22 protein-coding genes, 1 other RNA gene and 3 pseudogenes are annotated in these 25,109 nt (G+C 50.2%); 21 read left to right on the plus strand and 5 right to left on the minus strand.

The genetic code is table 11. The features are described 5' to 3' along the window. Window positions 1-14: 14 nt before the first annotated feature. A complete protein-coding gene (locus CWI82_RS02180; RefSeq protein ID WP_130202513.1) occupies window positions 15-1,892 on the minus strand; it encodes a penicillin-binding protein activator in 1,878 nt (625 codons plus the stop codon). Between the two features lie 79 nt (window positions 1,893-1,971). On the opposite strand from CWI82_RS02180, the gene rsmI reads away from it, so the two are divergent. Then, window positions 1,972-2,823, plus strand: a complete 852-nt coding sequence (rsmI, locus tag CWI82_RS02185) for a 16S rRNA (cytidine(1402)-2'-O)-methyltransferase (protein WP_130202514.1) — start codon at window positions 1,972-1,974, stop codon at window positions 2,821-2,823. Between the two features lie 11 nt (window positions 2,824-2,834). Next, an RNA gene (rnpB, locus tag CWI82_RS02190) (RNase P RNA component class A) lies at window positions 2,835-3,193 on the plus strand. 146 nt (window positions 3,194-3,339) lie between these two features. On the opposite strand, the pseudogene CWI82_RS11545 reads toward rnpB, so the two are convergent. Further along, window positions 3,340-3,942: pseudogene (locus tag CWI82_RS11545) on the minus strand (EAL domain-containing protein); the annotation flags it as partial. On the opposite strand from CWI82_RS11545, the gene CWI82_RS11475 reads away from it, so the two are divergent. Beyond that, window positions 3,937-4,077 carry a hypothetical protein gene (locus CWI82_RS11475; protein ID WP_233340174.1) on the plus strand — a complete coding sequence of 47 codons (141 nt, stop codon included), beginning with the start codon at window positions 3,937-3,939 and terminating at the stop codon, window positions 4,075-4,077. The pseudogene CWI82_RS11545 and the gene CWI82_RS11475 sit on opposite strands and share 6 nt — an antisense overlap. 18 nt (window positions 4,078-4,095) lie before the next feature. On the opposite strand, the pseudogene CWI82_RS11550 reads toward CWI82_RS11475, so the two are convergent. After that, window positions 4,096-4,569 (minus strand): annotated as a pseudogene (locus tag CWI82_RS11550) (diguanylate cyclase domain-containing protein); the annotation flags it as partial. A 48-nt stretch (window positions 4,570-4,617) separates the two neighbouring features. Here CWI82_RS11550 and CWI82_RS11425 point away from each other — a divergent pair. Further along, entirely contained in the window at window positions 4,618-4,773 is a 156-nt protein-coding gene (locus tag CWI82_RS11425; protein WP_165383861.1) for a hypothetical protein, read from the plus strand. Between the two features lie 21 nt (window positions 4,774-4,794). Here the strand turns inward: CWI82_RS11425 and CWI82_RS11555 are convergent. After that, window positions 4,795-5,442: pseudogene (locus CWI82_RS11555) on the minus strand (CHASE domain-containing protein); the annotation flags it as partial. A 188-nt stretch (window positions 5,443-5,630) separates the two neighbouring features. Between CWI82_RS11555 and mraZ the strand changes: the two are divergent. The 16 genes from mraZ to lpxC all read left to right on the plus strand — a co-directional run bounded on the left by mraZ (window position 5,631) and on the right by lpxC (window position 23,510). Continuing rightward, the gene (mraZ, locus tag CWI82_RS02205; RefSeq protein ID WP_092856553.1) at window positions 5,631-6,089 is read left to right on the plus strand and encodes a division/cell wall cluster transcriptional repressor MraZ; all 459 of its coding nucleotides are present in this window, start codon (window positions 5,631-5,633) and stop codon (window positions 6,087-6,089) included. Continuing rightward, a complete protein-coding gene (gene rsmH, locus CWI82_RS02210) occupies window positions 6,089-7,039 on the plus strand; it encodes a 16S rRNA (cytosine(1402)-N(4))-methyltransferase RsmH (protein ID WP_130202515.1) in 951 nt (316 codons plus the stop codon). The genes mraZ and rsmH overlap by 1 nt, the downstream gene beginning before the upstream one ends. Next, window positions 7,029-7,346, plus strand: a complete 318-nt coding sequence (gene ftsL / locus CWI82_RS02215) for a cell division protein FtsL (protein ID WP_130202516.1) — start codon at window positions 7,029-7,031, stop codon at window positions 7,344-7,346. Before rsmH ends, ftsL begins: the two co-directional genes overlap by 11 nt. After that, window positions 7,337-9,085, plus strand: coding sequence for a peptidoglycan D,D-transpeptidase FtsI family protein (locus CWI82_RS02220; protein WP_130202517.1), 1,749 nt, complete (start codon window positions 7,337-7,339; stop codon window positions 9,083-9,085). The genes ftsL and CWI82_RS02220 overlap by 10 nt, the downstream gene beginning before the upstream one ends. After that, window positions 9,078-10,568: a UDP-N-acetylmuramoyl-L-alanyl-D-glutamate--2,6-diaminopimelate ligase gene (murE, locus tag CWI82_RS02225; protein ID WP_092856540.1), complete on the plus strand. Its 1,491-nt coding sequence runs from the start codon at window positions 9,078-9,080 to the stop codon at window positions 10,566-10,568. Before CWI82_RS02220 ends, murE begins: the two co-directional genes overlap by 8 nt. Then, entirely contained in the window at window positions 10,565-12,007 is a 1,443-nt protein-coding gene (locus CWI82_RS02230; RefSeq protein WP_130202518.1) for a UDP-N-acetylmuramoyl-tripeptide--D-alanyl-D-alanine ligase, read from the plus strand. The genes murE and CWI82_RS02230 overlap by 4 nt, the downstream gene beginning before the upstream one ends. Continuing rightward, the gene (gene mraY / locus CWI82_RS02235; protein WP_092856534.1) at window positions 12,001-13,083 is read left to right on the plus strand and encodes a phospho-N-acetylmuramoyl-pentapeptide-transferase; all 1,083 of its coding nucleotides are present in this window, start codon (window positions 12,001-12,003) and stop codon (window positions 13,081-13,083) included. The genes CWI82_RS02230 and mraY overlap by 7 nt, the downstream gene beginning before the upstream one ends. 3 nt (window positions 13,084-13,086) lie before the next feature. Continuing rightward, on the plus strand, window positions 13,087-14,451 hold the full coding sequence (gene murD / locus CWI82_RS02240) for a UDP-N-acetylmuramoyl-L-alanine--D-glutamate ligase (protein ID WP_130202519.1): 1,365 nt from the start codon (window positions 13,087-13,089) through the stop codon (window positions 14,449-14,451). Between the two features lie 64 nt (window positions 14,452-14,515). Next, complete coding sequence (gene ftsW, locus CWI82_RS02245) at window positions 14,516-15,718, plus strand: cell division protein FtsW (RefSeq protein ID WP_130203183.1); 1,203 nt, start codon at window positions 14,516-14,518, stop codon at window positions 15,716-15,718. After that, a complete protein-coding gene (gene murG, locus CWI82_RS02250; RefSeq protein WP_092856528.1) occupies window positions 15,715-16,815 on the plus strand; it encodes an undecaprenyldiphospho-muramoylpentapeptide beta-N-acetylglucosaminyltransferase in 1,101 nt (366 codons plus the stop codon). Before ftsW ends, murG begins: the two co-directional genes overlap by 4 nt. 2 nt (window positions 16,816-16,817) lie before the next feature. Beyond that, entirely contained in the window at window positions 16,818-18,311 is a 1,494-nt protein-coding gene (gene murC, locus CWI82_RS02255) for a UDP-N-acetylmuramate--L-alanine ligase (protein ID WP_130202520.1), read from the plus strand. After that, on the plus strand, window positions 18,311-19,234 hold the full coding sequence (locus tag CWI82_RS02260; RefSeq protein ID WP_130202521.1) for a D-alanine--D-alanine ligase: 924 nt from the start codon (window positions 18,311-18,313) through the stop codon (window positions 19,232-19,234). The genes murC and CWI82_RS02260 overlap by 1 nt, the downstream gene beginning before the upstream one ends. A 1-nt stretch (window position 19,235) precedes the next feature. Continuing rightward, complete coding sequence (locus CWI82_RS02265) at window positions 19,236-19,973, plus strand: cell division protein FtsQ/DivIB (protein WP_233340175.1); 738 nt, start codon at window positions 19,236-19,238, stop codon at window positions 19,971-19,973. Window position 19,974: 1 nt separating this feature from the next. Continuing rightward, a complete protein-coding gene (gene ftsA, locus CWI82_RS02270) occupies window positions 19,975-21,207 on the plus strand; it encodes a cell division protein FtsA (RefSeq protein WP_092856519.1) in 1,233 nt (410 codons plus the stop codon). Between the two features lie 64 nt (window positions 21,208-21,271). After that, the gene (gene ftsZ / locus CWI82_RS02275) at window positions 21,272-22,495 is read left to right on the plus strand and encodes a cell division protein FtsZ (RefSeq protein ID WP_407681417.1); all 1,224 of its coding nucleotides are present in this window, start codon (window positions 21,272-21,274) and stop codon (window positions 22,493-22,495) included. Window positions 22,496-22,595: 100 nt separating this feature from the next. Then, window positions 22,596-23,510 (plus strand): UDP-3-O-acyl-N-acetylglucosamine deacetylase, encoded by a 915-nt coding sequence (gene lpxC / locus CWI82_RS02280; protein WP_130202522.1) that lies wholly within the window; start codon window positions 22,596-22,598, stop codon window positions 23,508-23,510. Between the two features lie 119 nt (window positions 23,511-23,629). Here the strand turns inward: lpxC and CWI82_RS02285 are convergent, their stop codons facing one another. Then, the gene (locus CWI82_RS02285; RefSeq protein WP_130202523.1) at window positions 23,630-24,106 is read right to left on the minus strand and encodes a DciA family protein; all 477 of its coding nucleotides are present in this window, start codon (window positions 24,104-24,106) and stop codon (window positions 23,630-23,632) included. A gap of 41 nt (window positions 24,107-24,147) precedes the next feature. Here CWI82_RS02285 and CWI82_RS02290 point away from each other — a divergent pair, with 41 nt between their 5' ends. Continuing rightward, the gene (locus CWI82_RS02290) at window positions 24,148-25,080 is read left to right on the plus strand and encodes a M23 family metallopeptidase (RefSeq protein WP_092856510.1); all 933 of its coding nucleotides are present in this window, start codon (window positions 24,148-24,150) and stop codon (window positions 25,078-25,080) included. Window positions 25,081-25,109 lie beyond the last annotated feature (29 nt).

Genomic DNA, 25,109 nt, shown 5'->3' on the forward strand with positions numbered 1-25,109 from the left:
TGTCCCTCATTGAGTTACTGACCAGCGACAACCTCGTGCCCGTCGAAACGAGCCCAGTTTAACTCGCGAATCACTTGGTTATTGTGAACGGTTAGCTCTCCTGTTAGCCCTTGGGCAGTAATGCCCGGCATCGTCTGTAATAGTGGCAATCGTTGGCTCAACAGTAACGCATCATGGCCAAAGGCGACTAAGCGCGCTGTACTGTAGCCCCAATTGCTTCTTAACTCGAGTAAATCTTCGAGTTGTTGTGCTTCACTGTGCCCTGGCAATAGCCATGGTGCATCGGTAAAGCGCACCGCGTCGAGATCATTCTCGCTTAAATCGTTACGCAGTGTGTGGCTACCCGAGTTTGCATAAACAGGCAGCGCTTTCATAAATGGTGAGATGTTGACGTCAATAAAAGGCTTAAGCAGGCGGGTTTGCTCAATGCCTCCTACTAAGTAAACTGCATCGACGTCGGCTCGACTGCGCGCTTGCGCATCCACAATAATTTTACCTGCGGCGATTTTTACCTGGTAAATTCGCGCTTCACTGGCTGTTACCCCCAGTTGATCTTGCACTGCCGATTTCATCTCTTCCGTATTGCGATAATCGCCCATTGAAATCGCTGCGGGATCAGTAAACTGTTCTTGCCAAGCTGTTTTGAATACTTGCGCATGTTGCGAACCGCGTTCCGTCGCTGGCGCTAATACAATGGGATGGCGATGCCCTTGTTGCGCCATATGTTTGGCGGCTTGACGAATTTCTGTCTCGGCATCTAACGCAAAAAAGTATTGTTGCGATAATGTGGTGGCGAGTTGACCACTCGGCTCATTGAGCGTTAGCCAAGGTAACGCTTCAGGTAGTAGCGTTGCATCAATAGCCGCTATATTCGGTTTCAACAATGGACCGATTAGCACATTCGCTTGGTATTGCTGGAGTAATTCAGGTAGCGATGCGAAATCTAGCGTATTGGTATCAATAAACTGCGCGTGTACTTGCGGTAATCGGCTTAAACCTTTAATTAGACCGTCACGCACGGCTAAACCTTGCTCTGCATATTGGCCTGTTAATGGGAGCAAAACGAGTGCGGTCTGGCGCGGCTGTGCGGTCAACACTATTAAATTATCAACGACGAATTGAGCCGGATGATTTGCAAATTCATTCTGCCACTGGGTTAGTGTGGAATCCAGCTGTTCAGGCGCCGCACTAATTTGGTGCAAAGACTTAACCAATGCCGACCAACCAGCTACTTCTTCACTGCGTTCAAAACTCGGTGGTAGCACGATACGTTCAGGTTTATTCACTTGACGCAAGGTCTGCCAAACTTGTTCGGGTGAGGTACTCTCCGGTGCCACATTTAGTAGTTGTAGATGATAGCTAGCGGCTTCTTCCCAATGTTGCTGGGCGCTTGCTGATTTTAATGCAAGCTCAAGAGTCTGAGTTGGATAATCTACTGATAAGCGCGGCTTAAGTAGCGGTTCGAGTAAAGACTCAACGTAGGTCCAACGCTCTTCGCGGCCAGCGAAACGCGCTTCTAACAACGCCATCAGTTGCTGTTGCGCACTGCTGAGTTCGTTTGATTCAAAGTGGCGTTGAACTTGCGCAATCACCGCTGCACTTTGTTGCCATTCGCCGTCGCGTTGAAACGTCGCCGCCGCTTGTAATAATGCATCAACTTGTTCGCTGCCGGTCATCAATCGGGCATTGGCGAGCCAGCTCTGTGCAGATCGAAAACGTTCATCTAACGGAACTGCTGTAAATTCAGATTCTGATTCACTGGCCTCCGGTTGTGTTGATGGCGCACGCGGCCCCGACGAACAGCCATTGAGTCCACTGAAAAGTGCGACAATAACCATGCACAACAGGAGCTTCTTTGGCACAATAGCAACAGACATTTTGAATTTACCCATAGTTTCTGCAATGGGTCATACTATAAACCGTACGGCAAGGCATCACAATCGCGCCGCGAGGTTCTTACAAGGGGTTAACATGAGTACCGAAACCTTTGGCTGTTTATATATTGTGCCAACACCCATAGGTAATTTGGCGGATATGACGGAGCGTTCAATTCAAATCCTACGCTCTTGTGATGCTATTGCTGCTGAAGATACCCGCCATAGCGGACAGTTAATGCAGCATCTTGGTATTCGTGCCAACTTGTTTGCATTGCATGAACACAACGAGCGACAACGCGCAGAGCAAGTCATTGAGCGATTACAAAAGGGCGAAACCATTGCGCTTATCAGTGATGCCGGCACGCCTCTAATTTCTGATCCTGGCTATGTGTTAGTCCAACAATGTCGTCAAGCTGGTCTAAAGGTTGTTGCGTTACCGGGTGCCTGTGCATTTGTCACGGCGTTATCTGGTGCGGGGTTACCGACTGATCGGTTTAGTTTCGAAGGATTTTTACCAGCCAAACCGCAGCAACGTCGTAAACGGCTCGAGCAGGTGGCCACAGATACACGGACCTTGGTTTTTTATGAATCGCCACATCGCATTGTCGACACCTTAGCGGATATGGTCACAACGATCGGCACCGAGCGTCTACTTGTTCTGGCACGTGAGCTCACCAAGCAATTTGAAACTTATTTAAGCGGTACAATTGCTGAAGTACAACAGCAAGTGCTGAGTGACAGTAATCAACAGCGTGGTGAAATGGTATTAATTCTTGGCGGCGCGCCTGAAGTTGAAGCTGATGACGTCAATCCTGCGGCGTTAAAAACACTAAATTTGTTGCGCAAAGAACTTCCTTTGAAAAAGGCCGCCGCGCTTGCCGCAGAAATTCATGGGGCGCGCAAAAACACACTGTATCAGCTGGCGCTCGAGCAAGATAACCAGTAGAATGCGCTCCGGGAGTCAGCCAGGCAATCGCTGCCTATGCTTAGCATAGGGGGAGGAAAGTCCGGGCTCCATAGGGCAGGGTGCCAGATAACGTCTGGGCGGCGTAAGCCGACGACTAGTGCAACAGAGAGCAAACCGCCGATGGCCTACGCAAGTAGGATCAGGTAAGGGTGAAAGGGTGCGGTAAGAGCGCACCGCGCGACTGGCAACAGTTCGTGGCACGGTAAACTCCACCCGGAGCAAGGTCAAATAGGGGTTCATTGGCGCGGCCCGCGTTGAACCCGGGTAGACTGCTTGAACGCTAGAGTGATCTAGTGGCTAGACGAATGATTGTCCTCGACAGAACCCGGCTTATCGGCTGGCTCCCGACACATCTTTTTCAGTATCAGAACGACCCTCTAATACATCGCGATTAAATTGTTGAGTAAAACGAATAAACTCGTTCAGTGGCATCGCTCGGCCGTAGAAGAAGCCTTGTTGGTAATGACATTTTTGCTGTTGTAAGAACTCAACTTGTTGTTCATGCTCAACGCCTTCAGCAACCACACTCATATTCAACGTGTGAGCAATACGAATCAACACTTCAACTAGCGCTTTTTGTTGGCCTTGATGCGGTACATTATGCAAGAAGCTACGGTCAATCTTAATCACATCGATGGGGTAGGAGCGCAGGTAGTTCAAACTTGAGTAACCGGTACCAAAGTCATCAATAGCTAACGAAATACCGGCATCGCGCAGCTTTCTTAAGTTAGCGAACTGTCGTTCTTTATTGCGCATGAGCATTGATTCGGTAATTTCGAACATCAGGCGGTTGGTTGGAACATCGGCCGCAGCAATCACGTTAAGCCAGTGTGTTGCTGCTTGGCGGTCATTAAATTCGCGCGGCGAACGGTTAAGCGCAACGGCCAAATCAAGACCAGCTTCATGCATTTTCTTCCAATCGCGTACCACCTGACGTAATACGAAATCACCTAACCCAATAATCGCACCGGTTTTTTCTGCAATCGGGATAAACTCCGCTGGCGAAATCGCGCCGCGTTCTGGGTGAGTCCATCTAATAAGCGCTTCACAACGTGTCAGTAACCCAGTTTCGGTTTCAATGACGGGTTGATAATGCACTTCAAATTGTTCCGCCTCGATGCCCTTAATAATTTGATGGTGCAAATTAATATCGCGCTCGGTACTTTGGCGCAGTTGCTCATCAAAAAAGTGCACGCTCATTGCGCCTTGCGCTTTGGCTGCGTACATCGCTAATTCGGCGTGCTTCAATAGCTGTTGCACTTCTTGGCCGTCATGCGGGAACATCGCGATACCGGTACTGGCGGTCATATTAATATGGTTGTGCTCGATATCGAGCGTGTGCAAGAGATCGTTCATAATCGCTTTGGCACGAATTTCGGCTTCGCTCGGGTCGTTGAGGTCACGTAGTACAATGGCAAATTCATCGCCGCCAATACGTGCTAATAAATCATCTTCACGAATACTGGTACGAATACGTTCCGCAACCCGCTGCAATAGCGCATCACCAACTTCATGGCCTAACACATCGTTGATTTCGCGTAAGTGATCAAGGTCGAGCACTAACAATGCAAATTTCTGCTGGTTGCGCAATGCTGATCGAATATCGGCGCCCAGTTGTTCCGAGAAGAAATTACGATTTGGTAAATCGGTTAAGCCATCGTAACGCGCTTGATAGGCAATCGTTGAAATAGCGCCACGTAAGCGATGCTGGGTAAAAATCAGCATCAAGAATGCGGATAAGATTACCGCTGTAAGGCCAATGCCAATCGCCCAATGCAACCAAAAGTCGGCGTTGGTGGCAACCCATTGGCCATCACGCGGAAACGCAGCGAGCTCCCAGCGACCGCGTGGGAAGGAAATTTCGGCAGTGAGTGCGTCGGCATTGAACACATCGGCATTGCCGGCAAACGGGATTGGATTCGGGTTTAAGTCATTTTTTGCATGACGAATGGCAAACGAATAATTTGGGTGTTGATAAAACCGGACGCCTTCAAGTAAGTGCACATGATCAATCACTAACGAGGCGACGCCCCACAATGACCGGTCGTTGCGAAAGATGGGCATCCGCGCAATCAGCGCATCACGACCTTGCGTCAGCCGCAATGGCCCCGTCAACACCACATCTTTGACGGCGACGGCACGCAAAATACCTGCATATTGATCGGTATCAAGGCGATAATTAAAACCAATCATGGATTGGTTACCTTCAACCGGATAAACAAACTTAACGATTAAATCAGGCGCAAGCGCGACATGCATGATGTCGAGATTAGAAGAGAGAAACTCATCGATGATATGTTGAAGACGAACACGGTCGGGCGAATCTTGCCATAGAATTTCAGGACGCAGGGCACGTAACGCGAGCATGTTGGCTTGCAGGCGCTGTTCTATTTGGCCGCGCATCGAGCTTAAGTGTTCGCTAGCTCGACGTTTTTCTATTTCCAGTTGCTGCTGTCGCTCGCCGTCGACAACCAAGTACACCGCGTACAACAAAGCGGATGCAATAAATAGCACAACAACAAGGTAGCGCAATAAACGCCATCGTTCGGACTGCTTACCGAACTTATCTGGAAAACTCACAACATCTATCTGCTTCATTTATATGAGAAAGCTTATTATTAGAATTATATGCTGTTTGACATAGTATTCGCATCATCCTTTACCTAATCCTTTCCGTCAAGCGCTGTTACACATCGCAAACACATCATTTTTTCTTGACAGGTGGAAAGATCGGCACCTAGACTGTCACATTGTGGGGATTTGTGGGTAATAGTGGATCAAATAATATGTTTCGTGGCGCAGCAGCACTCAGTCTAGATGACAAAGGTCGGCTCGCGATACCAGCAAAGTATCGCAAGAGTCTGCTTTTGGATTGTGACGGGCAAATGGTCTGCACCATCGACATCAAGCAACCCTGTTTATTGCTGTATCCATTGCCACAATGGCAATTGATTGAACAGAAGCTCACCACCTTATCAAGCATGAACCCCGCGGAGCGTCGTCTCCAGCGTTTGCTACTGGGTCACGCCGAAGACTGCCAAATGGACAAAAATGGTCGCATTTTGATCGCACCAACACTGCGCCAACATGCTGACTTGAGCAAAAAGATCATGATCATTGGTCAGCTCAACAAGTTCGAACTTTGGTCTGAAGCGGCATGGCAAGAGCAAATCGCAGCCGATATGGCAGCGGAGCAAGAAGACGACTTGGCACACAGTGATCGACTACAAGACTTCTCATTATAATGACAACAGAAGCGCAACAACACGTCTCGGTGTTGTTACAAGAGTCCATAGAGGCTCTTGCGATCAAACCAGACGGAATTTATTTAGATGCAACCTTCGGTAGAGGGGGGCATTCACGCGCTATTCTGGCCGAATTAAACTCGCAAGGTAAACTCTACGCACTCGATCGCGACCCCACCGCCATCGCTGCTGCTGAAGCCTTGCGTGACGACCCGCGATTTACCATTATCCACACGCCATTCTCTCGCTTAGACGAGGTGCTTGAAACGCAGCAATTGCGCGGCAAGCTCGACGGTATTTTATTTGACCTCGGTGTCTCCTCCCCACAATTGGATGATGCTGAGCGAGGTTTTAGTTTCATGCGCGAAGGTCCACTCGATATGCGCATGGATACTAGCACCGGTATGACCGCAGCGGATTTCCTTAATACCGCAAGCGCTGATGACATTGCATTTGTACTGCGTGAGTACGGCGAGGAGCGCTTTGCTTGGCGTATCGCGCAAGCCATTGTGAAACAACGTGAAGAACAACCGCTCTCAACAACGCGTGAACTTGCCGAGTTAATTGCGCAGGCGGTGCCATTTAAGGACAAACACAAACATCCTGCTACCCGCAGCTTTCAGGGTATCCGTATTCATATCAACGGCGAGCTCGATGAAATCGAAACGGCCTTAACTGCCGCCGTGAGTGGTTTGAAACCAGAAGGGCGGCTTGCGGTGATTAGTTTTCATAGTCTCGAAGACCGCATGGTGAAGCGCTTTATGCGAGCGCAAGCACAGGGTCGACCCATTCCAGCCGGGCTGCCAATCCGAGACGCGGACTTCGATCGCGGCCAAACTTTGCGCCTAGTTGGCAAAGCCATCAAACCATCGGCCGCAGAAATTAAAGTGAACCCCAGAGCGCGGAGCTCCGTGCTAAGAATTGCTGCGAGGTTAGATTATGAAAGCTAGCCGAGTACCAGCGTTATTGACAGTTTTGTTTGAAGATTTGCGCCAACACCTCGTGTTGGTTTTGCTGTTTTTAATGGTCATCGGTAGCGCCATGGCAGTGATTTACGTTTCACACAGCCATCGATTGCTGACTATTGAGCGTGATGATCTCCTCTCACAACGCGATGAGATTGATATTGAGTGGCGCCATTTACAAATTGAACAGAATACCTTAACCGAACATAACCGCGTTGAGCGTATTGCCCAGCAACGCCTCAATATGGTGCGCGCTGAAGCCGAGCAGGAGGTGCTAGTGCCATGGCAATAACACCGAAGCCAAACCGCCGCGCTGTTAAAAAAGCGCAACCACATTTGAGCAAGGGACGTTTCTACTTCGCCTTGTTAGTGGTATTCGGCGTGTTTGGCTCGCTGGTGGCACGCGCCGCATACATTCAATTGATTGAGCCTGAGCGCTTGATCTACGAAGGTGACCGTCGTTCGCTTCGCGCCGATGCAACCACCGTACAACGTGGCAGCATTTTAGACCGTAATGGCCGTGAATTAGCGGTTAGCGTGCCAGTACAAACCGTTTGGGCGGATCCGAAGCGGGTTCATGAAGGGGACGGCTTGGCGAATCGCGAACGTTGGTTAGCGCTTGCTGAAGTGTTCCGGACCGACGTAAACAACTTGCTTGAAAAAGTAGCCGATCCGTCGCGTCGCTTCGTTTATCTGGAACGTAAAGTGACACCTGGCGTTGCTGACTTTGTGCGGCAGCTGGGTATCCCTGGTGTTTATCTCAAAACAGAGTCGCGTCGCTTTTATCCAGCTGGTGAAATTGCCGCTCATGTGGTGGGCTTTACCGATATCGACGGACTCGGTATTGAAGGTTTAGAAGCGATTTACAATCAAGTGCTCACCGGTGTACCCGGCGAGCGAGTTTATCGCAAGGATGCGGCAGGACGGGTTGTTGAAGAAATTCGGGTGACCGAAGCGCAACAACCACAACAATTGACGCTGAGTATTGATCAACGTCTGCAATCACTGGCTTATGCCGAAGTCAAAAAGGCCGTGCGCTATCACCAGGCGACTTCGGGCTCGGCAGTGATTCTAGACGTGAAAACCGGCGAGGTACTCGCAATGGTCAACAGCCCGTCCTACAACCCTAATAACCGCAATGATTTGCAGCCACATAAATTGCGTAATCGGGCGATTACTGATGCCTATGAACCAGGTTCAACGGTGAAGCCACTAGCGGTGATTGCCGGGTTAGAAGCGGGCGCGATTAAACCTGATGATGTGATTAATACCAGTCCGGGTTGGTTACGCTTGGGCGGACGCCGCGTGAGCGATCCGATTAATCGTGGTGAGCAAACAATTACACAAATTTTAGAGAACTCTAGCAACGTTGGCACTGCCAAAATCGCACTAGCTACGGGAATTAACAACATGTTAGATACCTACGCAGCGGTGGGATTTGGGAATGATACAGGGGTTGCCATGTTGGGTGAGAGTTTTGGGATTTTACAGAATCGGCAACGCTGGTCCGATTTTGAGATTGCGACGTTGTCGTACGGTTATGGTATGTCCGCCACCACGCTTCAATTAGCGCAAATGTACGCGATAATTGGCAACGGTGGTAAGCGTGTTCCGCTGACCATTCAGCGCCGCGAAGGTGCGCCGGAAGGTGAACAGGTTATTTCAGAAAATACAGCAAAGACTGTGTTAGCCATGCTTGAAAGCGTGGTTGCCAATGGCTCAGGTAAGCGTGCGCAGGTGCGCGGTTATCGCGTGGCTGGGAAAACCGGTACTTCGCGGAAGGCTATTGCTGGCGGCTATGGCGAAGAGTATGTGACTTTATTCGCTGGTATTGCGCCAGTCAGTAATCCGCGCTTAGCGGTGGTGGTGACCGTCAACGAACCGAGCGGCGACGAGTATTATGGCAGTGAGGTGTCAGCACCTGTGTTTGCTGAAATTGTGAGTGATGCGTTACGCGTGATGAACATTCCACCAGATAATTTGGCCGATGCGCAGTTAAAAGCTGCCGGTTTTGGAGGTTCAGATGATTGATCTGATGACCTTACTCCCAGATTATCCGTTACAACTTCCGGCTGTAAAAGTCGGCGGTTTGAAGCTCGACAGTCGACAAGTTGCAGCGAATGATGCGTTTGTGGCGGTGCCTGGCTATCAAGTGGATGGTCGTCAATATATCGATGCTGCCATTCAAGCCGGTGCTGCTGTTGTACTAGCCGACTCAGAAACGGTCGGCATGGAGTTGCGCGGCCGCACTTGGGTAATTGAAGTGCCGCAATTAAAGAACAAACTGTCGGCCATTGCCGGGCGCTTTTTCCATGAACCTTCGCAGTCGCTGCAGGTGATTGGCGTGACGGGTACCAACGGCAAAACCTCGGTCACCTACATTGCGGCGCAATTGCTTGAGTCGCTTGGCGTGCCTTGTGGTGTGATTGGTACAACCGGCTCAGGCTTTCCTGGTCGCTTGTTACCTGAAACACACACCACACCTGATGCAATTGCCGTGCAACATCGATTGCATGTCATGCGTAGCGAAGGCGCGCAGGCGGTGGCGATGGAAGTATCATCACACGCACTGGTACAGCGCCGCGTTGAAGCTGTGCACTTTAAAGTTGGTGTGGCAACAAATATCAGTCGTGATCACCTCGATTATCACGGCACTATGGCGAACTATGCGGGCGCGAAGCGGCGCTTATTCACCGAGTTAGATACCCAATTTAGCGTGTTAAATGCAGATGACTCAGCGGTTGCCGCTTGGTTACCTGATCGTAGCGATAGTTGGCGCTTCAGCTTAACGCCACAAAGCGCCGCCCGCAGTATCTGGGCTGAGCAAGTGAAATACCAACATGACGGCACCCAGTTTAATTTGCATGTGCGCTATGACGCGCAGCACAGCGAAACATTAGCAGTGCAGTCACCACTCCTAGGCGGCTTTAACGTGTACAACTTGCTTGCGGCAATGGCCGCAGTGATTAGTTTAGGGCACGAACCACAACAAGTAGCCGCTGCTTGTAATGATTTACATGCGGTACCTGGGCGTATGGAGGCCTTTGGTGGTAGCAACGGCAAACCTCTGGTGATTGTTGATTACGCTCATACGCCAGACGCACTCCAGCAAGTTCTTGGTGCATTGCGCCGGCACTGTGCTGGCCAATTATGGTGTGTCTTTGGTTGTGGTGGTGACAGAGACCGCGGCAAGCGTCCCCAAATGGGTGCGGTTGCTGCCGACATGGCAGATCGGGTCGTCGTGACTGATGACAACCCGCGTACCGAGTTACCTGAGCAAATTGTGCAGGATATCGTGGCCGGTATGCCAACTCGCCAGCGTGTGCAGGTGATTATGGGGCGCGAAAACGCCGTCCGCCAAGTTATTGCCCAAGCCAAAGCTAATGATGTTGTGCTGTTAGCGGGTAAGGGTCATGAAGACTATCAGGTAATTGGACAACAACGTATTGATTATAACGAGCGAGCCTTGGTTGCTGAAATCATCGCCGCACCAGCCGCGGAGGAGCTCTCATGATTCGTATTGATTTAGCATGGATCGCCGCTGCTGTTGAAGGGCGTTTAGTCGGTACTAACCGCACGATCGATCAGGTCAGCACAGATACACGAACGCTGCCGCAAGATTGCTTGTTTATTGCTTTAAAAGGGCCAAATTTTGACGCGCATGACTTCGCTGCGCAAGCGCTACAAAGCGGTGCGGCAGCGATTATGGTTGAGCGTGAACTAACCGATGACGTTTGTGCCAAAGCACCCCAAATTATTGTCAATGACACTCGCTATGCACTGGGATTACTCGGCGCGGCCGTGAAAGCGAAAGTCGCACCAAAAACAGTCGCTATTACGGGCAGCAGCGGGAAAACAACCGTGAAAGAAATGCTTGCCGCAATATTGCGTCAGCGTGGCGAGGTGCTCGCAACAGCCGGTAACTTCAACAATGACATTGGCGTGCCATTAACCTTGTTGCGGATTGAGCCACAACATGAGTTTGCAGTGATTGAGCTAGGCGCTAATCACCTGGGTGAAATCGCATACACGACACGACTCACGCAACCAGATGTTGCCATTATCAATAACGTGGCACCGGCGCATGTTGAGGGCTTTGGTGATATTCACGGTGTGTATCGTGCGAAATCAGAAATTTTCCGTGGGCTCGGGCCGCATGGTCTTGCACTCACGCCATTGCACTCGCAGTTTGCCCAAGGTTGGGCGCAAATGCTGGCGGGTACCAAGCACGAAACCTTTGGGCGGGTGCAAGATTCAGGTGAACAACAGCCAACCGTGCGTGCAACAAACGTGCAAGTTGACGCCCAAGGTTGTGCTGAATTCGATATCGAATTGACTGGTGAGCAATCACAAACCGGCCATATTAAACTGAACCTGCCTGGTTTACACAATGTTGACAACGCACTAGTAGCCATTCGTGCTGCAGTTGCGGTAGGTTGTGCGCTCGCCGATGCACAGACCGCATTAGCGCAATTAACGCCAGTTGCTGGACGCTTGAATGTGATCCGTTTGAATGATCATATTCAACTGATTGACGACACCTACAACGCCAATGTTGGCTCGGTGAAAGCTGCGCTGGACATGCTCGCAGTATATCCCGGTTACCGCATGATGGTACTCGGCGACATGGGCGAGTTAGGCAGCCAAGCGCGCGAATATCATGAAGAAGTCGGCGCTTATGCCATTACCGCCGGTATCGATAACCTATATACCTTAGGCGTGCTTAGTCAAAGTGCGAGTGAAGTCTTTAATGGTCGTGGTGGACGCCACTTTTCAACATTGGAAAATGCGGTGACGGCGATTGTCGAAACAGTCAACCAAGCACCAGCACCTATTACCATTTTAGTGAAAGGGTCACGCAGTGCGCATATGGAACGCGTGGTGCAGGCTCTTAAAGAACGTCAGGAAGAATTAAAACCAATGGCTTCAACAGAAGGAAAGCACGCATGTTAGTGTGGTTAGCGGAATACCTCACGCAATTTGCGAGTGCGTTTAACGTCATCTCGTACCTCACCATGCGCGCGATTTTAAGTGTGTTGACCGCATTATTGATTTCGTTGTGGATGGGGCCGACCCTCATTAAATATCTACAACGTTTACAAGTTGGCCAAGCGGTGCGTGACGACGGTCCACAAAGTCACTTGAGCAAAGCCGGTACACCAACCATGGGTGGTGTGTTGATTATTGCTTCAATCGTGTTTTCAACCTTACTTTGGGCTGATTTAACGAATCATTATGTGCAAGTTGTACTTGCCGTTGTACTCGGCTTTGGTGCAGTGGGCTTTGTTGACGATTACCGTAAAGTCGTCCAAAAAAATCCGCGCGGTTTGCCGGCACGTTGGAAGTACTTTTGGCAATCGCTTATCGCGACGCTCGCAGCAGTCTATTTATACGCGCATGCAACTGTGGGTGCAGAAACCCAGTTGCTGGTACCATTTTTTAAAGATGTTATGCCGCAACTTGGCCTCATGTATATCTTGTTGGCCTATTTCGTCATTGTGGGTACCAGTAACGCTGTGAACCTGACCGATGGCCTTGATGGCTTGGCGATTGTACCAACGATAATGGTCGCTGGTGCATTGGGTGTCTTCGCTTATGCTTCAGGTAACGCTAATTTTGCCAGTTATTTAAATATCCCATTCCTACCGCTCTCCGGTGAGCTCCTGATTGTATGTACCGCTATATTTGGTGCTGGTCTCGGCTTCCTCTGGTTTAACACCTACCCAGCACTGGTATTCATGGGGGATGTTGGTTCATTGACGCTAGGTGCAGCACTTGGTGTGATTGCGGTGATGGTGAGACAAGAACTCGTGCTGTTCATTATGGGTGGTGTGTTCGTGATGGAAACGCTGAGTGTGATGTTACAAGTCGGTTCGTATAAATTGCGCGGCAAACGGGTCTTTCGCATGGCACCTATTCATCATCACTACGAATTAAAAGGCTGGCCGGAGCCGCGCGTCATCGTGCGCTTTTGGATTTTAAGCTTGGTGTTCGTATTGATTGGTTTAGCAACCTTGAAACTGAGATAACAGATGAAACTAGCAGCATTAGATACATATGAAACAATCGGTGTGGTCGGCCTCGGCCAGACTGGGTTGTCGTGTGTGCACTATTTGCTGCAGCGCGATATTACGCCGGTTATTTTCGATACGCGTGCAGAGCCGCCAGGGCTGAAAGAATTGCAGAGCCTCGACGTTGAACTCGAGATACACACCGGCGCGCTCGAACTTGAACATGTTTTAGCAATGGACTTACTGATTGTGAGTCCTGGTGTTGATTTGCGTACGCCAGCTTTGCAATTAGCCATAGACGCCGCAATTCCAGTTGTTGGTGATATGGATTTATTTGCGCGCCATGCCAACAAGCCGGTTATTGGTATTACCGGCTCCAATGGTAAGTCAACGGTAACCCGATTAGTGACTGAATTACTAACTGCGGTGGGCAAGAAAGTTGCGATGGGCGGCAATATTGGCGTCCCAGTTTTAGATTTAGTGGGGCAGCCAGCGGATGTGTTTGTGTTTGAACTTTCAAGTTTCCAACTTGAGTTGATGCATGACCTGCACCTGCGTGCCGGAACTATTTTGAATATTAGTGACGATCACATGGACCGCTACAGCGATTTACGTGATTACACCAACGCCAAACATCGTATTTATAACCGCGTTGATGTCGCTGTTTGGAATCGTGAACAAGAAATGACTGCGCCATCATTGGTGCCCCTCAATGCACAGTTGACCTTTGGTTTATCGCCGAGCACTGAAGATGGCACGGATAAATTTGGCCTCGTTGATAACAACGGCGAAATCGCGATTAGTTTTGCTGGCAAACCCATATTAAAAGCCAGCGAGTTACAACTTACTGGTGTGCATAACCTGCTCAATATGCAAGCTGCGCTGGCATTAGTGTATGCCTTTGGCGTTGAGCCAGAACAGGTGCTGGAGGCCGCGCGTCAGTTCAAAGGGTTACCGCATCGTTGTGAACTCATCGGTGAGTATCAGCAAGTACAGTGGGTTAACGACTCGAAGGCAACGAATATTGGCGCCGCTGAAGCGGCAATTTTCGGTACCCGCGAGTTGGTTAAAGGGAAATTGATTCTGATTGCTGGCGGCGATGGTAAAGGTGCTGACTTCGTTCATTTCCGTGCCGCTTTGCAGCAAGTGGATGTGCTGATTGTGCTGGGTAAAGATGGTGAGCGAATCGCCAATCAAGTCGAGCATGCAGTGCGGGTGAAAACACTCGAAGAAGCCGTTGAAACAGCCGCGCAATTGGCTACGCCAAATAGTATGGTGTTGTTGTCACCAGCTTGCGCCAGTTTAGATATGTTTAAGAACTACGAGCAGCGTGGTGAGCAATTCCGCGCCGCAGTGGAGGCCCATTATGGTCGCAAGAGCGCATAAAGCGCGTACATCACATAGCGCCGAGCAGCAGCTGGAACTTGGTATCCAGTCGTCGCTTGAGGCGATGAGTGTACCGCCTTCGCAACGCTGGCGTGATTGGTGGATCGCCACTGACCGTACGCTTTTGTATGACCGTATGCTCCTCTGGTTGGCACTGGCGCTCATGGCGATTGGCTTGGTCATGGTAACGTCAGCCTCGTTTCCAGTAGCCGAGCGACTTACCGGTAATCCATTCCATTTTATGATTCGTCATGGCATTTATGTTGGCCTTGGCGTTGCGCTGATGTTGACGGTGATTCAAGTGCCCATCCAGTGGTGGTCGAGCGGCAGTAGCTCGCTGTTACTCATTTCAATGGGCATGCTGATTATGGTGTTGTTTATTGGTCATGAAGTAAATGGCGCCAAACGCTGGATTAAACTCGGTCCGCTCACGTTGCAAGTGGCCGAAGTCGCTAAACTATTTTTTGTTATTTACATGTCGAGCTACTTAACCCGCCGAGTTGGTGAGGTACAAGAAAACCTCAAAGGCTTCTTGAAGCCATTATTGGTGCTGTTCTTGTTCGCCGGGTTGCTGCTCTTACAACCAGACTTTGGCTCGTTAGTCGTCATGTCGTGTATTGCGGTGGGGATGCTATTTTTGGCTGGTGCGCGGTTATGGCAATTCTTCGGCGTAATGATTGCTTTTGCAGCGGCAATTGTTTTGCTGATTGTTAAAGAGCCATATCGGATGCGTCGCGTTGTGTCCTTTTTAGACCCGTGGGAAGACCCTTTCGGTAGCGGTTATCAGTTAACCCAATCACTCATGGCGTTTGGTCGAGGTGATTGGTTCGGGCAAGGCCTTGGTAACAGTATTCAAAAATTACAGTACTTGCCCGAGGCGCATACCGACTTCATTATGGCCGTGGTCGGCGAAGAGTTGGGCTTCTTTGGCATTGTATTAATTCTAGTGCTGTCGTTTGCCTTGGTGATTCGCACCATGCAACTTGGCCGCAAAGCCCTGCATGCCGGTCATCAATACGGTGGCTTTGTCGCCTATGGCATTGGGATTTGGTTCGCATTTCAAGCCATGGTCAATATTGGCGCTGCTGCTGGCATTTTGCCGACCAAAGGCCTGACATTGCCACTGATTAGTTATGGCGGTACCAGCTTACTGATTAGCTGTGTGGCTATCGGCATTTTATTGCGAGTCGATTATGAGGTTCGCGTTAGTCAGATTAAAGTTGCGCCGCGTCGACGCAGCGCCACAAAAGCCGGAGGTGCTGCATGAATCGCATCATGATCGCAGCTGCCGGAACCGGTGGTCATGTCTTCCCCGCATTAGCCGTTGCTGAGCAACTTCGAGGCTATGGTTGGGAAGTCGTGTGGTTAGGTACCACCGAGCAACGCTTAGAGAGCAAGGTTGTACCAGCCGCTGGCTTTAAATTGGAACAAATTACCATGCAAGGTGTGCGTGGGCATGGTCTGTTGCGCAAGTTGGGTACGCCGTGGCGCTTATTTAAGGCATTTCGTCAATGCCGACACTTGTTAAAAAACCACCAATCACAATTATTGCTGTCGTTTGGTGGCTATGTGTGTGGTCCAGCGGGGCTAGCAGCTCGTTCGCTGGGTATTCCATTATTGGTGCATGAACAAAACGCCGTAGCCGGCATGACCAATAAAGTACTAGCGCGTATTGCCGACCACGTAATGGTAGGTTTTGCGGCGGCAAAAGCGCAACTACCAAATGCCGAAGTGGTCGGTAACCCATTGCGTGCTGACTGGCTGAAGCCAAATGGGAATAAAGCACCAAGTGATAGTGTGCGCTTACTTATTGTTGGCGGCAGCCTTGGTGCGCAAGCATTGAACCAAGCAGTGCCTGCGGCAATCGGGCAGTTAAGTGCTGAACTTCAGCAACAATTGAGCGTCCACCATCAATGTGGTCAAGGGCGGAGCCATGAGGTGCAACAAGCATACAGCAATGCAACTGTTGCAAATTTAGTCGTCGAAGATTTTATCGATGATATGCACAGCGCGTACAGCTCAGCTGATTTAGTGATTTGCCGAGCAGGTGCGCTGACTGTGGCTGAACTCGCTGTGGTTGCAACGCCAGCGATTTTCGTGCCATTACCGCACGCTGTCGATGATCATCAAACGGCGAATGCCAATGAATTAGTTCGCGCTGGTGCGGCACGTTTATTGCCACAAGCGCAATTACAAGAAATTACGCCATTAGTGCAGCTACTAAACGAGTTACTGCAAGATCGCGAAACCCGCGAACTGATGCAAAAGAATGCAGCGCAAGCTGCTTATCCGAATGCCACAGAGGTGGTTGTGAGTCAATGTGAGCGTTGGGCAAATCCAGAACAAATTAACGTAGGCAAATAGTAATGAAGCAAGAGAAGTCAGCCCCATTTACAGTCGTCAGTGTGCCGGAAATGCGCCGCGTGCGTCGCATTCACTTTGTCGGCATTGGTGGCGCCGGTATGGGCGGCATCGCTGAAGTGCTACTGAACCAAGGATATACCATTGCTGGTTCTGACATTGCTGAAAACGCCAATACGCAACGCTTGCGTAACTTCGGCGCAGAAATATTTATTGGTCATGCTGCGGCAAATATTGAGGGTGCTGACGTCATTGTTGTCTCATCTGCTATCAAGGCGGATAACCCAGAGTTAGTTGCGGCGAAAGAACAGATGATTCCGCAGGTTCGTCGTGCGGAGATGTTAGCTGAGTTAATGCGTTTCCGGCATGGCGTGGCGATTGCCGGTACGCATGGTAAAACCACAACCACCAGTTTAATTGCGAGTGTGTTTGCCGAAGCCCAGTTAGATCCGACTTTTGTGATCGGTGGTTTGCTTAATAGTGCCGGTACGAACGCACGACTGGGCACCAGCAAATATCTCATTGCGGAAGCCGATGAGTCCGACGCGTCGTTCTTGCACTTACAACCGATGGTGGCCGTGGTGACCAACATTGAAGCAGACCACATGGACACCTATGGTGGTGACTTTAATAAGTTGCTCGATACTTACATCGATTTTCTGCACAACCTACCGTTCTATGGTTTGGCTGTGATGTGTGTCGATGATCCCGTAGTGCGCGATTTACTCCCACGTGTTGGCCGCCAAATCATCACGTATGGTTTTAGCGAAGATGCCGAAGTGCGTGCCGCAAATTATCAGCAACATGGCGGGCAGAGCTCATTTACCGTGTATCGACCTCACCATCAGCCATTGCAAGTCACTGTGAATTTGCCAGGAAAACACAATGCCTTGAATGCGCTTGCTGCGATTGCTGTGGCAACCGATGAAGGTGTCAGTGACGACGCCATTATTGCAGCATTGGAAAAATTTGGTGGCATCGGTCGTCGCTTTGAGCACCTCGGTGCGTTTGCTAGCGAACACAACGGTCTGACTGGTGACGTCCTGTTAGTTGATGATTACGGTCATCATCCGTCTGAAGTTGCGGTGACTATTGCCGCGGCGCGCGCTGGTTGGCCCGATCGCCGTATCGTGATGGCGTTTCAGCCGCATCGTTACTCGCGAACGCGCGATTTATTTGATGATTTTGTCAATGTGTTAAGCGAAGTTGATGTGTTGTTGCTGCTGGATGTGTATAGTGCCGGCGAAGCACCGGTGACAGGTGCCGACAGCCGTGCTTTAGCGCGCGCAATTCGTATGCGCGGGCAAATGGAACCGATTTATGTGGGTGACCGAGCGTCACTTTACAAAGTACTCGCTGATGTATTGCAACCGCAAGATATGTTATTGGCGCAGGGCGCTGGCAACATTGGCGCGATTGCCCGCGATTTAGTTGCCACTGAATTGGCACCAAGCGAGTTGCGTCAGAAAGCTGAAGACTTGCAAGGAGAAACCAAGTAATGGTCGCGAAGACAAAGTTTGGCAAAGTCGCTGTATTGTACGGCGGCCATTCAGCAGAGCGCGAAGTGTCGTTGCGCTCCGGCCAGGCCGTTCTCGCTGCATTGCAAGCGCAAGATATTGACGCGCATGGTTTTGACCCAGCTGAACAGCCATTGACGGCGTTAGTCGAACAACAGTTTACCCGGGCATTTATTGTATTGCATGGGCGCGGTGGTGAAGATGGCACTATTCAAGGTGCACTCGAATATTTAGGCATTCCGTACACCGGCAGTGGCGTGTTAGGGTGCGCGCTGGCGATGGATAAAGTACGCACGAAGCAAGTGTGGCAATCCGCTGGTTTGCCAGTTGCGCAAAGTGCTGTCATCGCTCGTGGGCGTGCTATCGATTGGCAATCGCTGATCACTGATTTGGGCGGCAAGGTGATGGTGAAGCCGGCCCAAGAAGGTAGCAGTATTGGCATGAGCCCAGCGCGCAATGCTGCAGAGCTTGAGCAAGCAGTTGCTTTGGCACACAAATACGATCGTGAAGCCTTGGTTGAGAGCTGGTTGAGTGGTCCTGAGTATACCGTATCGATTCTCGGCGACCGTGCTTTACCGGCAATTCGTGTGCAGTCGACTCATGAATTTTATGACTATGACGCGAAGTACCAGGCGGGAGATACGCAATATCATTGCCCTGCAGGTTTAAGCGAACTTGAAGAACGCGCCTTAGAGCAATTGGCTGTAACGGCATTTCATGCGGTTGGCGGCAAGGGCTGGGGTCGCATTGATGTGATGTGCGATCACAACGGTAATTTTAAGTTACTTGAAGCAAACATGGTGCCAGGCATGACCACCAAGAGCTTGGTACCGATGGCAGCAAAAGCGGTGGGCATGAGCTTCGAGCAACTGGTTTTAAGCATTCTCGAACTTAGCGAGGTGTAGGGTGGCGGCAATCCGCTGGCAGTTTTGGCTGGGATTTAGTTTTTTTCTCAGCGTCGTCATCGGAGCCATAGCGGGCGTCGCGTGGTTGTATTACTTGGCGATGGACGCCAACGAAGTGCCATTGAAGCGGTTAGTGGTGCAAGGCGAATTGAGGTTTTTAGAGCGCAATCAGGTACGTGATGCGCTGGCAGGCGAAGAGCTCGGTAGTTTTTTTTCGGCGGATGTGAATGTCATTCGCGAGCGCTTAGAAGCCGAGCCGTGGATAGAACAAGCATCCGTGCGCAAAGAATGGCCGGATATTTTAAAAGTGTTTTTGGTTGAGCAAAAACCGCTTGGCCACTGGAATGAAGCGATGCGACCACACGCTTTAGTGAGCGCAGCGGGTGAAGTGTTCGAGGTCGACAAGTCAGTTATTGACGTGTTGTTACCGAAGTTAAATGGCCCAGAACACGCAGTGAAAGAAACGGTGGAGCAGTATCAGCAAGTTAGCGAACTGCTTCAGATTAACGGCCACCAAGTGGTGGCGCTGACGCTGACAGAGCGTTTTGCAGTGGATGTCGAGTTGCTGTCCGGCATTCAGTTGCGTTTAGGCCGCGAGGGCTTGTTGGAACGGGTACAACGCTTTATTGATGTGTTCCCGACCATCGTTCGCCATAAAGCGCAGCCAATAGATTATGTGGATTTACGTTATGACACCGGCGTTGCGGTGGCGTGGAAAGAAGAAGAAGAGAGAAAGTAGCATGTCAAAAGCGGCAGAACGGAACATGGTAGTAGGGCTAGATATCGGTACCAGCAAAGTGGTGGCGCTGATAGGCGAAGTGATGCCTGACGGTGACATCAGCGTCATTGGCGTTGGTGCTGCAGCTGCGCGCGGCATGGATAAAGGTGGCGTCAACGATTTGAACTTAGTGGTGCAGTCGATTCAACGGGCGGTAGAAGAAGCCGAGTTGATGGCCGACTGCCGCATTGCTTCGGTTTATTTGAATATCTCCGGTCGTCATATTGCCTGCCAAAATGAATCAGGCATGGTGCCAATCAACGAAGCGGAAGTGACGCAAGACGACGTCGATAGCGTCATTCATGCCGCGAAATCAGTTCCGATTGCGCAAGAACGCCGCATTCTTCATGTGTTGCCGCAAGAATTTATTATCGATTCGCAAGAGAGTATTAAGAGCCCAATCGGCATGTCCGGTGTGCGTATGGAAGCTCGCGTTCACATTATTACCTGCGCCAATGACATGGCGAAGAATATTGAAAAGGCAGTCGAGCGTTGCGGATTAAGTGTCGACCGTCTGATTTTCTCGGCGTTGGCATCAAGCTATGCGGTGCTAACCGACGATGAAAAAGATCTCGGCGTGGCGCTAGTGGATATGGGCGCTGGCACGATTGATATCAATATTTATACTGGCGGTGTATTGCGCCATACGGCTGTGATTCCAGCGGCGGGTAACCAGGTAACCAGCGATATTGCGAAAATATTCCGGACGCCATTGAATCACGCTGAAGAGATTAAAACCAAATACGCGTGTGCACTTCGCGAACTCGTTGGCAAAGATGATCATATTGAAGTGCCTTCGGTGGGCGGTCGCCCATCGCGAAGCATGGAGCGCCATATTTTGGCCGAAGTGGTGGAACCGAGGTACCAAGAGTTATTTGAACTGATCCGCGACCAGATCACGCAAAGCGGCTTAGAAGATCAAATAGCGGCAGGTATTGTGCTGACCGGTGGCTGCGGCCGTATGGAAGGTGCAATTGAATTTGCTGAAGAAATATTTCAAATGCCAGTGCGCTTGGGTGAGCCACTTGGCATGCACGGATTGAGCGATTACGTACAAGATCCAACCTATGCGACAGCGGTTGGTTTGTTACGTTATGGCCAACAAGATGTCCAAAATCGTCAAACTGAAGCGAGCTCAACGAACGTTATAGGAATGGGGAAACGTTTATTGAGCTGGTTTAAGGGTGAATTTTAATTAAAACAACATTTTGGATATGACTTTAGGGGTAGTACAATAAGCAGGTTAAAGGAGAATTAACATGTCAGAAGAAGTGTTTGAAGTACTCAACAACTTTGATACTGATGCGGTGATTAAAGTCATCGGCGTCGGTGGCGGCGGCGGCAACGCCGTGAAACACATGATCAGTGAGTCGATTGAAGGCGTACAATTTATTGTCGCTAACACCGATGCGCAGGCATTGCGTAATCACGGCGCTCACGTAACGATTCAACTTGGCAGTGATATCACCAAAGGACTCGGTGCTGGCGCCAATCCAGAAGTGGGTCGCCAAGCTGCTGAAGAAGCACGCGACGAAATTCGCAAGCAATTGCAAGGTGCCGACATGGTATTTATTGCCGCTGGTATGGGCGGTGGTACCGGTACCGGTGCAGCTCCTGTGGTTGCTGAAGTCGCGCGTGAATTAGGCATCTTGACCGTGGCAGTGGTAACCAAACCATTCCCATTCGAAGGTCAACGCCGTATGGCTGCTGCCAAAGAGGGGATTGAACAGCTGGGTCGTCATGTTGACTCACTGATTACCATACCGAACGAAAAACTTTTGAAAGTTTTAGGTAAAGGCACCAGTTTGCTAGATGCATTTGCTAAGGCAAACGACGTATTATTGGGCGCGGTTCAAGGTATCTCTGACCTCATTACTCGTGACGGCTTAATCAACGTCGACTTTGCTGACGTACGTGCGGTCATGCGCGAAATGGGTACGGCAATGATGGGTACCGGCGTGGCGCGTGGTGAAGACCGTGCACAAGAAGCAGCTGAAATGGCAATCAACAGCCCGCTATTGGAAGACATCGATCTTTCTGGTGCGCGTGGCGTATTGTTGAACATTACCGCTGGCATGGACTTAAGCATGGAAGAGTTCGAGATTGTCGGTAACGTCGTGAAAGGCTTTGTGTCTGAAAACGCGACCGTGATTGTCGGTACCGTTATCGATATGGATATGTCGGAAGAGTTGCGCGTCACCGTTGTTGCAACCGGTATTGGTGGTGAGCGAAAGCCTGATATTTCGCTGGTTAATCGTCGCGAACCAGCGCCAAGTTATGGCAGCCGTAGCGGTAGTAGTGCAGCTAGTAGCAGTAACTACAGCAATACGGCAACTGCTCGCCAGCTTGAACCAGAAGTAGATGAAGAGCCGATGGAGGCAGAGCCGGTGGCGTCAAAGCCAGCGTCAAAACCTCAGGCAAATCAAGGCAAAGATATGGATTATCTCGACATCCCGGCATTTTTACGCCGACAAGTCGATTAGAAACTGGGCTTTCTTGCGGTTTTTTAGATAATCCGGTAAACTATTGCGCCTTTTGCTAGTCAAAGGACTAGAAACTTCTTTAACTTAGAGAAGAACAGACATGATTAAACAACGTACAATCAAGCAGCCGATTGCAACCACTGGTGTTGGTTTGCATAAAGGCAACAAGGTTCAGCTCACGCTGCGCCCAGCACCTGTGAATGCAGGTCTGGTGTTTCGCCGTGTTGACTTGAATCCTGCGGTTGATATTCCAGCTAACGCCGAGTTAGTGCGGGATACGCGTATGTGTACCTGTCTGATTAACGATGACAACGTGCGTGTATCTACCGTTGAGCATTTGCTCGCGGCGGTCGCAGCGATGGGCATCGACAACCTTGTTATTGAAGTAGATAGCCACGAAATCCCGATCATGGACGGAAGCTCTCACCCCTTTGTATACCTGCTACAGAGCGCGGGCATTGAAGAGCAAGGCGCAGCGAAAAAGTTTATCAAAATCAAACAGCCGGTTCGGGTTGAAGAAGGCGATAAGTGGGCGGAACTGTTACCCCATAACGGTTTCCGTATCGACTTTGCGATCGACTTTGACCACCCGGCGATTGCCGACACCGGCCAAGTACTAAGCATTGATTTCAGTAGCAGCAATTTCATTAAAGAAATTAGCCGTGCGCGTACTTTTGGTTTCATGAAAGACATCGAAATGCTACGTGCGAATAACCTCGCCTTAGGTGGTAGCTTCGACAACGCCGTGGTGCTGGATGAATTCCGTATTCTGAACAGCGACGGCTTACGTTACGACGATGAGTTCGTTAAACACAAAATTCTTGATGCTATCGGTGACCTATATATGGGTGGCTATGCAATTCTGGGTAACTTGCGCGCCTTCAAATCGGGCCATGCACTGAATAATCAGTTATTGCGTGCGGTTCTGCAGAATCAAGAAGCGTGGGAATTTGTGACCTTTGAGGACGAAGTGGAAGCAGCACCAATCGCTTTCGCCAACCCAGTTATCGCGTAGAAAAACAACGACGATATTAGCTGTTAGATATTAGACAAGACCGCTACGGCTGAAGCTGGAAGCGGTCTTTTTCGCTTTTGCCAATATCTAATATCTAACAGCTAATATCGCTCTTGCTCTTAGTTTTTCTCGTATTTCGCCGCCAGCGCAAGCAATTGCGACCGCAACGGTTCCTCGCACAAGGCCGCTTGCTGCCGTAATTTCGCCACCGTCTCATCATCATTTTTTTCCGCATTTTGAGTGGGTTGCGGCGCTGTTTCAGCAAGCTTAGGCGAAGGCGTATTGATTTTTGGACGCACCTGCACCTCAAGACGAGAGATATGCCCCGTAGATTCATCTTGAAAATGCGTTATAATGCGGCTTTGCTGAAGTTTTATGCGGCTGGCTAAGGCTGCCGATGAGGCTTCGAGCACGAGGGTGTGCGCACGAACCGACACCACTTTACAATGAGCCAACAGCGGCGACAGCTGCAATGCAACAAAACATTGTTGCAATTGCTGTTGCCAGCGTTGGTATTGCTCTGTAAAGTCAGTAAAACGCTGTAAGCGCTGACCGCCAAACAGTTGTTGGATATCGCGAGGTCGTTTTCGAGCCATGTTTGCGTGCCATTTAATTATAATTAGCAGCGAGAGATTGCATGAGTTTATCAGTCTTCTACCGAGGCACCAAAGTAAAATTCAGCTTTGAGCTGAGCCGTCGACGCTTGATGTCGCTGGCCGGCTTAGCTGCACTTGGTGTACTTGCTGTAACAAAGCCGTGGGAGCCGCAGGGATTAAATCCAGAAGCCGCACGCGCAAAAATTACAGAAGAGAAAATCGCGTTGGCTGCACAACAGCAAGCTGTACGTGAACTAAAAGACGAAACCGAGAAAAAACTCACCGCCATGACCATCTATTTGGGTGAGATGCAGTCGCAACTGCGTCGCCTCGATGCACTTGGTAAACGGCTAGCATCGGTTGCTGATCTTGATAACGGCGAATTTGCCTTTGAGCAACCGCTGGTTGAGATCATGGGGGGACCTGAAGCGTCCATTACTGATGCGCCTAAAGTCGATGGCCGCGATGTCATCGACAAAATCGAAGGCATGATGGGTGAACTTGCCAGTAAACAAAAACAGTTGTCGCTACTTGAGTCAGTGATGATGAGTCACCATATCTCAGCAGAGAGCTTTATTGCCGGGCGTCCAGTTGATTCAGGTTGGCTTTCGTCACAGTACGGTATTCGTAAAGATCCATTCAATGGTCGTCCTGCCATGCATAAAGGTCTCGACTTCGCCAGTTTAGAAGAAGGTGCGGGTGTATATGCAACTGGTGCCGGTGTCGTCACATGGGCTGGTGAGCGTTCAGGTTATGGTCAGTTGATTGAAATTGATCACGGTGGTGGGTTGAAAACTCGCTACGGCCACAGCAAAGAATTATTGGTGAAAGAAGGTGATGTTGTTACCCGCGGGCAAAAAATTGCTCTGCTCGGAAGCACTGGTCGCTCTACGGGGCCACACGTTCATTACGAAGTGCTGCGCAACAATCGTCAAATCGACCCATATAAATATGTCTATCGTTCGGCCGACTAAGGCCGTTCGATTGTTACAACAGGAACATA

It is taken from the genome of Pseudidiomarina tainanensis (assembly GCF_004214835.1).
Taxonomy (GTDB): domain Bacteria; phylum Pseudomonadota; class Gammaproteobacteria; order Enterobacterales; family Alteromonadaceae; genus Pseudidiomarina; species Pseudidiomarina tainanensis.

Coding starts and splice junctions, on each gene's coding strand:
- CWI82_RS02180 (WP_130202513.1), bottom strand. CDS start 1,892: ATGGGTAAATTCAAAATGTCTGTTGCTATTGTGCCAAAGAAGCTCCTG.
- rsmI (WP_130202514.1), top strand. CDS start 1,972: ATGAGTACCGAAACCTTTGGCTGTTTATATATTGTGCCAACACCCATA.
- CWI82_RS11475 (WP_233340174.1), top strand. CDS start 3,937: ATGCACTTCAAATTGTTCCGCCTCGATGCCCTTAATAATTTGATGGTG.
- CWI82_RS11425 (WP_165383861.1), top strand. CDS start 4,618: ATGCAACCAAAAGTCGGCGTTGGTGGCAACCCATTGGCCATCACGCGG.
- mraZ (WP_092856553.1), top strand. CDS start 5,631: ATGTTTCGTGGCGCAGCAGCACTCAGTCTAGATGACAAAGGTCGGCTC.
- rsmH (WP_130202515.1), top strand. CDS start 6,089: ATGACAACAGAAGCGCAACAACACGTCTCGGTGTTGTTACAAGAGTCC.
- ftsL (WP_130202516.1), top strand. CDS start 7,029: ATGAAAGCTAGCCGAGTACCAGCGTTATTGACAGTTTTGTTTGAAGAT.
- CWI82_RS02220 (WP_130202517.1), top strand. CDS start 7,337: ATGGCAATAACACCGAAGCCAAACCGCCGCGCTGTTAAAAAAGCGCAA.
- murE (WP_092856540.1), top strand. CDS start 9,078: ATGATTGATCTGATGACCTTACTCCCAGATTATCCGTTACAACTTCCG.
- CWI82_RS02230 (WP_130202518.1), top strand. CDS start 10,565: ATGATTCGTATTGATTTAGCATGGATCGCCGCTGCTGTTGAAGGGCGT.
- mraY (WP_092856534.1), top strand. CDS start 12,001: ATGTTAGTGTGGTTAGCGGAATACCTCACGCAATTTGCGAGTGCGTTT.
- murD (WP_130202519.1), top strand. CDS start 13,087: ATGAAACTAGCAGCATTAGATACATATGAAACAATCGGTGTGGTCGGC.
- ftsW (WP_130203183.1), top strand. CDS start 14,516: ATGAGTGTACCGCCTTCGCAACGCTGGCGTGATTGGTGGATCGCCACT.
- murG (WP_092856528.1), top strand. CDS start 15,715: ATGAATCGCATCATGATCGCAGCTGCCGGAACCGGTGGTCATGTCTTC.
- murC (WP_130202520.1), top strand. CDS start 16,818: ATGAAGCAAGAGAAGTCAGCCCCATTTACAGTCGTCAGTGTGCCGGAA.
- CWI82_RS02260 (WP_130202521.1), top strand. CDS start 18,311: ATGGTCGCGAAGACAAAGTTTGGCAAAGTCGCTGTATTGTACGGCGGC.
- ftsA (WP_092856519.1), top strand. CDS start 19,975: ATGTCAAAAGCGGCAGAACGGAACATGGTAGTAGGGCTAGATATCGGT.
- ftsZ (WP_407681417.1), top strand. CDS start 21,272: ATGTCAGAAGAAGTGTTTGAAGTACTCAACAACTTTGATACTGATGCG.
- lpxC (WP_130202522.1), top strand. CDS start 22,596: ATGATTAAACAACGTACAATCAAGCAGCCGATTGCAACCACTGGTGTT.
- CWI82_RS02285 (WP_130202523.1), bottom strand. CDS start 24,106: ATGGCTCGAAAACGACCTCGCGATATCCAACAACTGTTTGGCGGTCAG.
- CWI82_RS02290 (WP_092856510.1), top strand. CDS start 24,148: ATGAGTTTATCAGTCTTCTACCGAGGCACCAAAGTAAAATTCAGCTTT.